This window comes from Halosolutus sp. YCN4, from assembly GCF_059736495.1.
In genome coordinates this window covers 280842-293334 of record NZ_JCASSM010000001.1, presented here as the reverse complement: position 1 = coordinate 293334, position 12493 = coordinate 280842, and the positions used below count along the sequence as shown (strand labels likewise).

Here is a 12493-nt window from a genome sequence, read left to right as displayed (position 1 = left end):
TCTTTTTTACAACAGGTGTTATATCCTTTCAGGAATGAAAGAGACGAACACGCACAGGAGTCGATCACACCGCGTCCCCGCGAGCGGCCCCGATCGCCGGATCGACGGCGGACGCGATCGATCGACGCCCGACCTCGCGGGGTGGTGAGTCGCGATGGATGGCGACCAACTCATCGAGACGCTGGAGGACGCCGGGCTCTCGCCGTACCAGGCCGACGCGTTCGTGACGCTGCTGGAACTCGGGTCCGCGTCGGCGACCGACATCGCACAGGCCAGTTCGGTCCCCGACCCGCGAATATACGACGTGTTGCGCGACCTCGAGGACGAGGGGTACATCGAGACCTACGAGCAGGACAGCCTGCACGCCCGGGCCCACGATCCGGCGGACGTGCTCGCCGACCTGCGATCCCGAGCGAATCGCTTCGAGACCGCCGCCGACGAGATCGAGGATCGGTGGAGTCGGCCGGACATCGAGGATCACAAGGTCAGCATCGTCAAACGGCTCGATACGGTACTGACCCGAACCGACGAGTTGATCCGATCGGCCACGAACCAGGTCCAGATCGGCCTGACGCCCGCCCAGTTCGCGGAGCTCTCGGATGCGCTCGCGGTCGCCGTCGAGAACGACGTCGACGTCAAGGTCTGCCTGTTCCCGCCGCTCGACGAGGATCCGGACCTTCCTTCAGAAGACGCTCTGGCGCGTGCGTCCACGGAAGCGCGGTACCGCGACATCCCCTCGCCGTTTCTCGCGCTAGTCGATCGATCGTGGACCTGTTTCTCACCGCACGGCGGGTCGACGAACGAGTACGGCGTCATCGTCAACGATCGGACCCACTCGTACGTTTTCCACTGGTACTTCCTGACCTGCCTCTGGGAGGTCCAGGAGACGATCTACTCGGCCCGCCGCGAGGAGCCGCCGCTCACCTACGTCGATCTCCGGCAGTGTCTCCAGGAGGTCATGCCGCTGCTCGAGGACGACCGAAAAATCGAGGCGACGATCCGCGGCTTCGAGACGAACACGGGTCGCGAGGCGACCCGACAGGGGACCATCGTCGACGCCACGTACGCCGGTATCTCCGCGAGCGACGATCGGGCGACGCCCCTCTCGCAGCTGGCCGGCCAGGCCTCGCTGACGGTCGCCGATGGTGACGAGCGCTTCACCGTCGGCGGCTGGGGCGCGATGATCGAGGACTACGAGGCGATGCGGATCACGATCGAGTCGATCGAGTGAGGCTGAGTCGACGCGTCGTGCGTCCGTTTTCGACGGTTTAACTCGGTTCTGCAGACGCGTGCTTGTGAACGCGAAGGCGAGTCTCGACAGGATCCGCGAGCCGTCGGTCCGTTCAGGAATCCCGATCGTCGTCTCCCGCTGACAGAATAACTCTGGTTAACTACACCTGTTGTAGTTGATCCATTAGTTATAAATACGAATAACCCTCATACTCTTTTCTATGAGTGAGAGATACTCACAGGGGAACGAGAACGATGACGCGGGCGTGTCGCGACGAACCTTCGTCAAGGCAGCGGGAGCCGGCGGGGCCGCGACCAGCCTGGCTGGCTGTATTTACGGCGATGATACAAGCGCCGAGAACGCCGTGACGATCGCGATGGGGTCGACGACCATCTCGGACGTCGAGGACAACCTCCCGGACCTGCTCCACGAGAACGGCGTCGACGACGAAGTCGAGATTCAGTTCAGCGAACAGTCGGACGATACCGGCGAACAGCGCGACCAGTACATCTCCCTCCTCGAGGCACAGGAGTCCTCGCCCGACCTGTTCATGATGGACACCGGGTGGGCGAACGTCCTGATCGAACGGGGATACATCGCGAACCTGTCCGAAGAACTGGACGACGACACCCTCTCCCGGATCGACGAGGAGTACTTCGACGCGTTCACCAACACGGCCCGCGATCCGGACGGCAACCTCTTCGGGGTCCCGCTGTTCCCCGATTACGCGCTCATGCTGTACAACAAGGGGTACGCCCGCGAGGCCGGCTACTCCGACGAGGACTTCGACCAGTGGGAATCCGAGCCGATGACCTGGCAGGAGTGGGCCGAGATGGCCGAAGAGATCGTCGAGGCGTCTGACGCCGAGTTCGGCTTCTCGACCCAGTGGGACGTCTACGAGGGAACCGCCTGCTGTACCTTCAACGAGGTCATGACCTCCTTCGGCGGCGCGTACTTCGGCGGCGAGGAGAACCTGGCCGGCCCCGTCGGCGAGCGGCCGGTGACCGTCGACGAACCCGAGTTCATCGAGGCGCTCAGCATGATGTACACGCTGGCCGCCGAAGAGGAGGACGAGTCCACGCTCGACGACTACCCCACGGGAGTCGCGTCGCCGGACATCACCTCGTGGACGGAGAATCCGGCGCTCGCACCGTTCACCGAGGGAGAGGCGGCCTTCCACCGCAACTGGCCGTACGCGATCGTCGAGGCGCTCAGCGGCGAGTACGACTTCGAGGGGCCGGACGACCTCGGCGTGATGCCGCTCCCCTACGCCGTCGAGGAGGGCGAGGGCGAGTACCCCGGAACGGGCGGGTCGACCTCCGCCCAGGGCGGCTGGCACATCGGGCTCAACCCCAACTCCGAGCGGAAAGACGCGGCCCTGCAGGTGCTCACCGCCATGACGGAGGACGACTTCAACCTCGGAATGCTCGAGGCCATCGCGTGGCTCCCGCCGAAACCGGCCCTCTTCGACTCCGACGAGGCGACCGATCCCGACGCCATCGGGGACGTGGCCAACTACATGAGCACGCTTCGCGTCGCCGGCGAGGGTGCGATGCCGCGACCCGTGACGACCAAGTGGCCCAACCAGGCGACGGCGATCGCCGAACAGGCCAACCAGGCCGTCGCCGGCGAGAAGAGCCCCGAAGACGCTGCGGCTGACCTCCAGAGCGCGATCGAAGACATCGAAAACGAATAATGAGTACAGAACGACAGTCGGTCGACAGCGGTCGGGAATCCCGCCAGTCGGGACCGCTCGTCGCGCTCACGCGGTGGCTGGAGAACCTGGGCGAGACGGCGTTCGCGTACCTGCTGTTGACACCCGTGTTCGTCCTGTTGACGACGATCGCGCTCTACCCGCTGTTGCGGACGTTCGAACTGTCGATGTACACGGGCATCCTGGGGAACTCCGGGCCGGAGTTCGTCGGCGTTCAGCACTACGTCGACCTGTTCACCGGGAACGCGAACTCGAATCTCCCCGGGTCGGTTACGTTCCTCCCCGACGTTTCGACGAGCGGGAGCTTCCCGTTCGTCCACCTCGAGGGCTGGGCCCGTAGTACGCTGGTCGTGACGATCCTCTTTGCCGTCGTGAGCGTCTTCTTCGAGACCCTGATCGGGTTCGGGCAGGCGCTCGTGCTCGACAAGGAGTTCCGCGGACGGCGCTGGGTTCGCGCGGCGATCATCATCCCGTGGGCGATCCCGCTGGTCATCCAGGGGATGATCTTCTACCTGATGTTCCACCCGAGCACCGGGTTCCTGACCCAGTACCTCTCGTCGTTCGGCCTCGTCGCCCCGACGAACACGCTCAACGATCCGACGAGCGCGTTCCTGATCGTGACCGTCGCCGACATCTGGAAGACGACGGCGTTCATGGCCCTGCTCATCCTCGCGGGGCTCCAGAGCATCGATCGAAGCCTCTACGACGTCGCGAGGGTCGCCGGGGCCTCGAAGTGGCAGCAGTTCAAGCTGATCACGTTCCCGCTGGTCCTGCCGTCGCTCGGAATCGCCGTCCTGTTCCGGACGATCGACGCGATGCGGATCTACGGCCTGATCGACTCCGTCTCGAGCTGTACGACCGTGCCGTCGCTGTCGTGTATGGTCGTCGAGACGTTCTACTCGAGTCGCGGCCTGGCCTCCGCGGTCGCGTTCGTGACGGCCGGCATCATCGGCGTGATCGTGACGGTCGTCATCTACCAGCAGTACAAGGAGGGGATCTGACGTGGCGACCGCAACCGACACCCGGAACGACGAGGCGGACGCCGACGAGGGGCCGCTGAACAGGTGGGCTCGCGGCGTCCTCGAGGACGAAGCGAAGCGCCAGCGCCTCTACAGGGCGCTGTTCTGGGTCGCGTGTTCGTTCTTCCTCGTGACGACGCTGTTCCCGTTCTACTGGCTGCTCGTCCTCGCGCTGACGCCGAACAGCCAGATCCTGACGGGCGACTGGTCCCTGCCGGTGATCGGGATCGAGTTCCCGCATCCGCAGGGGTTCAACGTCTACGCGTTCGTGGAAGTGTTCCAGCAGGTGCCGTTCCACCTCTTCGTCTTCAACAGCTTCGTGCTCGCGACGACGACCACGATCATCGTCCTCGCCGTGGCGACCCTCGCTGGGTACGTGTTCGGGCGCCTCGAGTTCCCCGGCCGCGGGGCCTTGATGCTCGCGGTGCTGGTGATCTCGTACTTCCCGCCGGCGGCGTTTCTCATCCCGCTGTTCGACGCGTTCCTCGGGAACGCGGTCGTCGTCCCGTTCCTCGGGATCGAACTGTTCGAGGCACCGCGGCTCGTGAACACGCCGGGATCGATGATCATGCCGTTTAGCGCGCTGTTCCTGCCGCTCGCGATCTTCATCCTGACGACGTTCTACGCCCAGATTCCAGACGGGCTCGAGGACGCCGCCAGGGTGGAGGGAACGACGCGGCTCGGGGCGCTGTTCCGCGTGATCATGCCGCTTTCGGCCCCCGGCGTCGCGACCGCCGCCGTGTTGACGTTCATCTCGGTCTACAACGAGTACTTCTTCAGTTCGATCATGGCGCTGGAGAACCGGCCCGAGAACTGGTCGCCGCTCGTCGGTGGCATCCTGAGCTACCAGACCCAGTACACGACCGACTTCAACCTGATGGCGGCCGCGAGCATCGTCGGGGTCCTCCCCGTGGTGATCCTCGTCATCGTCGCGCAGGAACGAATCGTGAGCGGACTGACCGCAGGCGCACTCAAAGAATGACGATACTCACACACAACCCATGGCACGCGTAACACTCGACACCGTCACGAAACGCTACGAAGACGTCGTCGCGGTCGACGAGATGAACCTCGACATCGAGGACGGCGAGTTCGTCTGTCTCGTCGGCCCCTCGGGATGCGGGAAGTCGACGACGATGGAGACGATCGCCGGCCTCACGAAACCGACGGAGGGAACGGTCCACATCGGCGATCGAGACGTCACGACCCTTCCGCCGAAGGACCGCGGGGTCTCGATGGTCTTCCAGAACATCGCGCTGTTCCCGCACATGGACGTCTACGAGAACATCTCGTTCGGCCTCCGGCTGCGCAACTACGACAAGGACGAGATCGATCGCCGGGTCGAACAGGCCTCGGACGTCGTCCAGCTCGAGGGGATGCTCGATCGGGAGCCGAACGAACTCTCGGGCGGCCAGCAACAGCGGGTCGCGATCGCTCGCGCGATCGTCCGCGAACCCGACGTCTTCCTGATGGACGAACCGCTCGCCAACCTGGACGCGAAGCTGCGCGTCCACATGCGTACCGAACTCCAGCGGCTCCACAAGCAGCTGGACACGACGATCATCTACGTCACGCACGACCAGGCCGAGGCGATGACCATGTCCGATCGGATCGCGGTCATCAACGCCGGCGAACTCCAGCAGATCGACCCGCCGCTTACCTGCTACAACGAGCCGGCGAACCTGTTCGTCGCCGGCTTCATCGGCTCGCCGTCGATGAACTTCGTCGAAGGCGACCTGACCGGCAACGGACTCGAGACCGATCACTTCGACCTCGCGTTCGATCCCGGCGAACTGGAGCCCGTCGACGACGGGATCACGATGGGGATCCGCCCCGAGGACATCTACCTCGAGCGCAACGCCGACGCCGTCGGGAGCCGTTCGGAACTGATCGAGGCCCAAACCGACGTCCTCGAGCCGATGGGTGACGAGATCTTCGTCTACCTCTCGCTCGACGGCACGAGCGGCGAGATGATGACCAGCGACGAGGCCTCGGCCGCGTCGAACCAGCTCCTGATGAGCGTCGACCCGGACACCGACATCGCCGAAGACGAATCCGTGTCGGTCGTCCTCGATCGATCAAAGATTCACCTGTTCGAGACGGCCTCGGGCGACGCCATTACCCACGGCATCGCGGACCTGTCGGCCCGGCACCTGGCCGGCGGCGAGGCGGAGGCCGCGGCGGAAGCCGAATCCGGTGGCCAGCATGAGTAGCCTCGTTCCGATCGTCTACTACGGCGGGCTGACGGTCTTGTTTTTCTTCTGGATCTACGGGATCGTCTCGTTCGCGCTCGACGTGAAGAACAAGATCGTCCCCGGAATCCGGCAGTATCGACGCAGCAGACACCGACGCAAGCGACAGCAGGAACACGACAATGAACGACAGGAGAACGAAGAGCAGTTGTACTGATCGCAGCGGAGCCCTCCGCGGTGAGCGAGCGCAGATCACGACCGACGGCGCAGATCGCCTCCCGTCGCGCGATGGCGCCGTTCGGACCGTCTCGATCGGATGCGACGACCCAGTGGAGGATCGATGACGTCGGACCTCCCGGCCGTCCGGACCGGCATCGTCGGTCTCGGAAACATCGGCCACCACCACGCCGATCGGCTCGCGGACCTCGGCGTCCCCCTCGTGGGCGGGATGGACGTCTCGGCCGAGGCGCGCGACCGGTTCGCCGATCGCTACGGGGTCGAGACCTACGCGGATCACGCGGCCCTCTTCGACGCCGTCGACGCCGTCATCGTCACGACCCCGAACAAGTTCCACGAGGAGTACGCCCTGGCGGCGTTCGATCGCGACCTGCACGTCCTCCTCGAGAAGCCGCTGGCCCACTCGATCGGGAGCGCCGAGCGGATCGCCGACGCGGCACGGGAAGCCGACGGCACCTGCATGGTCGGGTTCAACAACCGCTTCCGGAACACGGTCCAGTTGCTCCGGGAGCGGATCGAACGCGGCGAGCTTGGAGAGGTGACCCACGTCGAGGCGAACTACGTCCGCCGGCGCGGCGTCCCCGGTCGGGGCTCGTGGTTCACCCGGCGCGAGATCTCCGGGGGCGGCGCCCTCATCGACCTCGGCGTCCACGCGATCGACCTCGCGCTGTACCTGCTCGGCGGCCCCGACGTCGAAGAGGTCTCCGGCGTCACCCGATCGGAGTTCGGCTCCCGCGAGGACTACGCCTACCTCGAGATGTGGGGCGACGACCAGGGACCCGGCGCGTTCGACGTCGACGACTCCGCGAGCGCGTTCGTTCGCTGTGCGGACGACCACACGATCTCGCTCGAGGTCGCGTGGGCGACCAACCGACCGCCGACCCACGAGTTCGTCGTTCGCGGGACCGAGGCCGCCGCGCGGTTCGACCTCACGGAGGACGACCTCACGATCCACTCGGCGAGCGCCGACGGCGCCGACCACTTCGTGGACGCGACGATCGAGCCTCGCGAGAACGACCCGCACGCGGCCGAACAGCGGGCGTTCTTCGAGGCGATCGACGCCGGCCGCGAGGAGGGAAGCGGCGTCGAGGAGGCGCTGACGGTACAGCGGGTCGTCGACGCCATCTACCGCTCGAGCGACGAGGGGCAGACGATCTCGCTGGCGAAGCGACTCCAGGAGATCTGACCCGGACGCGTCCGGGACCGGCCCGGAGCCGGAACGCCGATCGGCGTCGACGCGCCCGACGAGACGGGACGGCGCGACCGTCGGTTAGCCCCGATCGGAAAGCACGAAATACGGCCCGAGAGCCGCGTTACTCGTCAAATTGTGCGATTTTCCGGCACTGGATTTATGGTCCGGGATGCCGTCGAATCGACCGTATGAATATCGGCGTTCACACCCCGCCGCTGGCGGACGAATCGCTCGAAGGCGCGCTGGAGTACCTCTCGGACATCGGCGTCGACGCGATCGAACCCGGCGTCGGCGGCTACCCCGGTGACGACCACCTCGTTCGCGACGACTATCTCGACGACGAGGACGCCCAGACGGACCTCCACGACCTGCTCGAGGAGTACGGGATGGAGATCAGCGCGCTCGCGACGCACAACAACCCGCTTCACCCGGACGACGAGCGGGCCGACGCGGCCGATACCGAACTCCGGGAGGCGATCGAACTCGCCGCGCAACTCGACGTAAACACGGTCACCTGCTTCTCGGGGCTGCCCGCCGGCGGCCCGGACGACGAGGTACCGAACTGGATCACGGCCCCGTGGCCGCCCGAGCACGCCGACGCCCACGAGTACCAGTGGGAGGTCGCCGTCGACTACTGGGCCGACCTCGCGGCGTTCGCCGACGATCACGGCGTCGACGTGGCGATCGAGATGCACCCGAACATGCTGGTCTACGAACCCCACGGGATGGCCCGCCTGCGCGAGGCGACCAACGAGCGCGTCGGCGCGAACTTCGACCCCTCGCACCTCTACTGGCAGGGCATCTCGATCACCGACGCGATCCGCTTCCTCGGCGAGCGCGACGCGATTCACCACTTCCACGCCAAGGACACCAGGATCTACGAGGAACAGGCCCGCGAGAAGGGCGTCCTCGACACGACCGCCTACGACGACGAACCGAACCGCTCGTGGCTGTTCCGATCGGTCGGCTACGGCCACGACGAGTCCCACTGGAAGGACCTCGTCTCGACCCTGCGGATGGTCGACTACGACGGCACGCTGAGCATCGAACACGAGGACTCGCTGACCAGTTCCCGCGAGGGCCTCGAGAAGGCCGTCGAACTGCTCGATCGGGCACTATTCCGGGAACAGCCCGGGGAAGCCTACTGGGCTGAGTAGGGAGTACACGTCTTTCTCTCTGCCCGTCACGTCACCTCGTCGCCGACGTCTGCGTTCTCGTAGTCGCGATTCGTGAGAACCTCTCGAAGCTGCTCCGTGAACTCCCAGACGTCGACGAAGCGAGTGTATAGCGGTGCCGGACAGACTCGAACGATATTCGGCGGGCGGAAGTCGACGACGATGCCGCGCTCGCGGAGGGTTTCGCTGACACGTTCCGCCTCGGGGTGTTCGATCGCCACGTGGCCGCCCCGCTTGTCCGGGGCCCGCGGTGTCGCGATCGAACAGTCCAGATCCGCGAGCCGGTCGTCGACGAGCGCGATGAGATACGAGGTCAGCGCGAGCGACTTGGCTCGAATCGCGTCGATACCGGCCTCGTCGACGAGCTCGAGCACCCCGGCGAGGGGCGCAGCACTGAACACCGGGACGGTCCCGATTTGCCACGCCCCGGCCGAATCGGCGGGCGTGAACCGCTCGCGAAGTTCGAACTGCGTTTCCTTCTCGTGTCCCCACCACCCCGCCAGCGCCGGGGTCGTACCGAAGTGACGGTCGTTGACGTACAGTCCGGCGATCGCACCCGGTCCGGCGTTGAGGTACTTGTAGTGACACCAGACCGCGAAGTCGACGCCGACGTCCGAGAGGTCGTGCGGGACGACGCCGACCGAGTGTGCGAGGTCGAACCCGGCGAGTGCGTTCCGTTCGTGGGCCGCACTGGTGATGCGCTCGATATCGAGCAGTTGTCCGCTTCGATAGAGCACCGACGGCATGAACACGATGCCGACCTCGTGGTCGTCTACCGCGGCAACGATATCAGCCTCCGCGATCGTGCGGCCGTCTCGGCTCTCGACGACGTGGAGGTGTTCGTCCGGATCGTACCCGCGCTGGCGCAACTGTGCACGGATCGCGTAGTGGTCGGTCGGGAAGTCGAGTTCGTTGACCAGAATCCCCGGCGGACGGTCCCCTCGAGCGTCCAGAAACGTGCCGACGAGCGTGTGGATGTTGACCGTCGTCGAATTTGCGACGACCACTTCCTCGCCGTCGGCACCGACCAGCGGCGCGAGGGCGTCTCCGAGCGACTCGCCGTACCAGAACCAGGGCCGGTCCGCGTCCGTCCACCCCCTGATACCGAACTCCCGCCACTCCTCGACCGCTCGCTCGAGTGCCTGCTCGGCCGCATCCGAGATCGGTCCCAGCGAGTTGCCGTCCAGATAGATGTCGTCCGGAACGTCGAACCGATCTCGAAACCTCGAGAGCGGGTCGTCGGCGTCCCGACGGCGGGCGTACGCGACGCCGTCGTCGTGAGCTCGGTCCGGGTCGAAATCGTCCATAGGGTACGGTTGGACGGGTCCGACTGAAACGTTTCGACGTCCGCACGCTCACTGGTATCGTGCTCACGGAACTCGTCCTTCTGTTCCCGCGGGGTTGCGGAGTGGTGAGCACCGACGACACGCGTCACTCGTCGCGCTCCGACCGCCTCGACGCGATGGGAACCGCTAATTGGGAGTCGGTACGTGGAACGGCGTATGGATCGAGACGCAGCCGACGAACTGGACCCGCAGTTCGCCGACGTTCTCCGGGCGGGCCGGGTAGCCGACCTCCCTCCGTGGCACAGCATGTCCGTCGCCGAAGCGCGACGCGTCGAAGACGAGGCGTTTTCGGCGGGAACCGGGCCGCCCGTCGAGGAGGTCGTCGACCGGCATATCGACGGACCCGGCGGTGACCTTCCCCTGCGGATCTACTGGCCCGAAACGCCGGCCGAGGCGACGAACGGTTCCCTGCCGGCGCTGGTCTTCTGTCACGGCGGCGGCTGGGTCCTCGGCACGCTCGATTCCGCCGACGACCTCTGCCGGGGGTTCGCGACGCGCGTCGGGTCGGTGGTAATTTCGGTCGACTACCGACTGGCACCCGAGCATCCGTTTCCCGCGGCCGTCGAAGACGCCTGGGCCGCCCTCGAGTGGACGCGCGACAACGCCGACTCGATCGGCGTCGATCCCGATCGCCTCGGCGTCGCGGGGACCAGCGCCGGGGGCGGCCTCGCCGCCGCAGTCGCGCTCCGAGCGCGCGATCGAGACGTTTCGCTGGCTGCGCAGGTGCTCTGTTATCCGATCCTCGACCGCGATTTCGACGCGCGATCCTACCGCGAGCACGCCGACGCCGTGCTCCTCTCTCGCGCGGATATGGAGTGGTTCTGGGAGCAGTACCTCGCGGATCCCACCGACGCCGACGATCCGCTCGCAGCGCCGTTGCGCGCCGAGACGCTTGCCGGCTGTCCGCCCGCCGTGATCGCAACTGCCGGTCACGACGTACTCCGGTCCGAGGGAGTCGCGTACGCCGACCGACTGGAAGCGGCCGGCGTCGAAACCCACCACTTCCACTATCCGTCGCTCGCGCACGGGTTTCTGAGCCTCACCGACGACGTCGACCGCGCCGCGGTCGCGATAGACGAGATAACCACCGCGATCGGAGGGAACGGGTCGTCGTTGCTGTGACGTTTCGGCTCTCGAGACGTCGGCATTTCCGCTTTCGAGACATATCCGGACACGAACTCGATCGTCGGGACGAAAACTTCTAACTATAGCTGTTGTGAACGAATACACATGACGCTCGAAGTCGGCGTACTCGGCTATCGGTTCATGGGGAAAGCACACGCAAACGCCCTCTCTCGGCTCCCGATGTTCTTCCCGGACGCCCCGGCCGTCGAGCGGAGCGTGCTCGTCGGCCGCGACGAGGAGGCCCTGAGCGAGGCGGCCGATCGACTCGGTTTCGACTCGATCGCGACCGACTGGACGGACGTCGTCGACGAGGTCGACGTCTTCTACAATCTCGGGCCGAACCACGTCCACGCCGAGCCCTCGATCGCGGCGCTCGAGGCCGGCACCCCGGTCTTCTGCGAGAAACCGCTCGCGCCGACGCTCGAGGACGCGGAACGGATGGCCGACGCCGCTCGCGACGCCGGCGTCACGAACGGAACGGCGTTCAACTATCGGTTCGTCCCCGCGATCCGGTACGCGAAGCGGCTGCTCGACGACGGCGAACTCGGCGAGATCCACCACGTCCGGGGGCGGTACCTCCAGGACTGGCTGGTCGACCCCGACGCGCCGTGGTCGTGGCGCAACGACGCGGAGATGGCCGGCTCCGGCGCGCTCGGTGACCTCGGCGCGCACACGGTCGACCTCCTGCGGTTCCTCGTCTGCGACGACGACCTCGCCGGCGAGATGGAGCGGGTGAGCGGGCACCTGCAGACGTTCGTCGAGGAGCGGCCGGTAGAAGGCAGCGAGGAGACCAGACCGGTCACCGTCGACGACGCCTACTCCGCGCAGGTGGCGTTCGAAAACGGTGCGATGGGGACCCTCGAGGCGTCGCGGTTCGCGACGGGGCACAAAAACGACCACACGATCGAGATCCACGGCTCGAAAGGCAGTCTCAGGTTCTCGCTCGAACGCCTGAACGAACTCGAACTCCTGCGGGAGGGCGATCGGGGCTACGAGACGATCCTCGTCACCGACGAGGACGACCCCTACGTCGACCACTGGTGGCCGCCGGGCCACGTCATCGGCTGGGAGCACACCTTCGTCCACGAGAACTACGAGTTCCTGCGCGCGGTCGCCGCGGGGGACGACTTCGCGCCGAGTTTCGAGGACGGCCTCGCCGCCCAGCGCGTGCTCGCGGCGATCGAGGAGAGCGACGAGCGCGGCGAGTGGATCGCCATCGAGTAGCGACTGGGTCGATCCGACAACGTCGAGGCCGATTCTTC

11 protein-coding genes are annotated in these 12493 nt (G+C 66.0%); 10 read left to right on the top strand and 1 reads right to left on the bottom strand.

Annotated elements, in window-relative coordinates:
* Positions 1 to 154 precede the first annotated feature (154 nt).
* From AC6I6X_RS01470 to AC6I6X_RS01435, 8 genes are all read left to right on the top strand, one after another.
* Positions 155 to 1231: a TrmB family transcriptional regulator gene (locus AC6I6X_RS01470; RefSeq protein ID WP_497928744.1), complete on the top strand. Its 1077-nt coding sequence runs from the start codon at positions 155 to 157 to the stop codon at positions 1229 to 1231.
* 220 nt (positions 1232 to 1451) lie between these two features.
* On the top strand, positions 1452 to 2927 hold the full coding sequence (locus AC6I6X_RS01465; protein ID WP_497928743.1) for an extracellular solute-binding protein: 1476 nt from the start codon (positions 1452 to 1454) through the stop codon (positions 2925 to 2927).
* Positions 2927 to 3946, top strand: coding sequence for a carbohydrate ABC transporter permease (locus tag AC6I6X_RS01460; RefSeq protein WP_497928742.1), 1020 nt, complete (start codon positions 2927 to 2929; stop codon positions 3944 to 3946). Before AC6I6X_RS01465 ends, AC6I6X_RS01460 begins: the two co-directional genes overlap by 1 nt.
* 1 nt (position 3947) lies before the next feature.
* Positions 3948 to 4946, top strand: coding sequence for a carbohydrate ABC transporter permease (locus tag AC6I6X_RS01455; protein ID WP_497928741.1), 999 nt, complete (start codon positions 3948 to 3950; stop codon positions 4944 to 4946).
* 19 nt (positions 4947 to 4965) lie between these two features.
* Positions 4966 to 6177: an ABC transporter ATP-binding protein gene (locus AC6I6X_RS01450; RefSeq protein ID WP_497928740.1), complete on the top strand. Its 1212-nt coding sequence runs from the start codon at positions 4966 to 4968 to the stop codon at positions 6175 to 6177.
* Positions 6170 to 6373: a DUF8005 family protein gene (locus AC6I6X_RS01445; RefSeq protein WP_497928739.1), complete on the top strand. Its 204-nt coding sequence runs from the start codon at positions 6170 to 6172 to the stop codon at positions 6371 to 6373. Before AC6I6X_RS01450 ends, AC6I6X_RS01445 begins: the two co-directional genes overlap by 8 nt.
* A 123-nt stretch (positions 6374 to 6496) precedes the next feature.
* Entirely contained in the window at positions 6497 to 7579 is a 1083-nt protein-coding gene (locus AC6I6X_RS01440) for a Gfo/Idh/MocA family protein (RefSeq protein ID WP_497928738.1), read from the top strand.
* Positions 7580 to 7773: 194 nt separating this feature from the next.
* The gene (locus AC6I6X_RS01435; RefSeq protein WP_497928737.1) at positions 7774 to 8742 is read left to right on the top strand and encodes a sugar phosphate isomerase/epimerase family protein; all 969 of its coding nucleotides are present in this window, start codon (positions 7774 to 7776) and stop codon (positions 8740 to 8742) included.
* 26 nt (positions 8743 to 8768) lie between these two features.
* Here the strand turns inward: AC6I6X_RS01435 and kynU are convergent, their stop codons facing one another.
* Positions 8769 to 10067 (bottom strand): kynureninase, encoded by a 1299-nt coding sequence (gene kynU / locus AC6I6X_RS01430; protein WP_497928736.1) that lies wholly within the window; start codon positions 10065 to 10067, stop codon positions 8769 to 8771.
* A gap of 195 nt (positions 10068 to 10262) precedes the next feature.
* On the opposite strand from kynU, the gene lipP1 reads away from it, so the two are divergent.
* Both lipP1 and AC6I6X_RS01420 read left to right on the top strand, forming a co-directional pair.
* On the top strand, positions 10263 to 11228 hold the full coding sequence (gene lipP1, locus AC6I6X_RS01425; RefSeq protein WP_497928735.1) for a LipP1 family hormone-sensitive lipase: 966 nt from the start codon (positions 10263 to 10265) through the stop codon (positions 11226 to 11228).
* 108 nt (positions 11229 to 11336) lie between these two features.
* A complete protein-coding gene (locus tag AC6I6X_RS01420; protein ID WP_497928734.1) occupies positions 11337 to 12455 on the top strand; it encodes a Gfo/Idh/MocA family protein in 1119 nt (372 codons plus the stop codon).
* Positions 12456 to 12493: the final 38 nt, after the last annotated feature.

Excerpts from the sequence above, each read along its gene's own strand:
- AC6I6X_RS01450 (WP_497928740.1), top strand. The coding sequence starts at position 4,966 with ATGGCACGCGTAACACTCGACACCGTCACGAAACGCTACGAAGACGTC.
- AC6I6X_RS01420 (WP_497928734.1), top strand. The coding sequence starts at position 11,337 with ATGACGCTCGAAGTCGGCGTACTCGGCTATCGGTTCATGGGGAAAGCA.
- AC6I6X_RS01470 (WP_497928744.1), top strand. The coding sequence starts at position 155 with ATGGATGGCGACCAACTCATCGAGACGCTGGAGGACGCCGGGCTCTCG.
- AC6I6X_RS01460 (WP_497928742.1), top strand. The coding sequence starts at position 2,927 with ATGAGTACAGAACGACAGTCGGTCGACAGCGGTCGGGAATCCCGCCAG.
- kynU (WP_497928736.1), bottom strand. The coding sequence starts at position 10,067 with ATGGACGATTTCGACCCGGACCGAGCTCACGACGACGGCGTCGCGTAC.
- AC6I6X_RS01465 (WP_497928743.1), top strand. The coding sequence starts at position 1,452 with ATGAGTGAGAGATACTCACAGGGGAACGAGAACGATGACGCGGGCGTG.
- lipP1 (WP_497928735.1), top strand. The coding sequence starts at position 10,263 with ATGGATCGAGACGCAGCCGACGAACTGGACCCGCAGTTCGCCGACGTT.
- AC6I6X_RS01440 (WP_497928738.1), top strand. The coding sequence starts at position 6,497 with ATGACGTCGGACCTCCCGGCCGTCCGGACCGGCATCGTCGGTCTCGGA.
- AC6I6X_RS01445 (WP_497928739.1), top strand. The coding sequence starts at position 6,170 with ATGAGTAGCCTCGTTCCGATCGTCTACTACGGCGGGCTGACGGTCTTG.
- AC6I6X_RS01435 (WP_497928737.1), top strand. The coding sequence starts at position 7,774 with ATGAATATCGGCGTTCACACCCCGCCGCTGGCGGACGAATCGCTCGAA.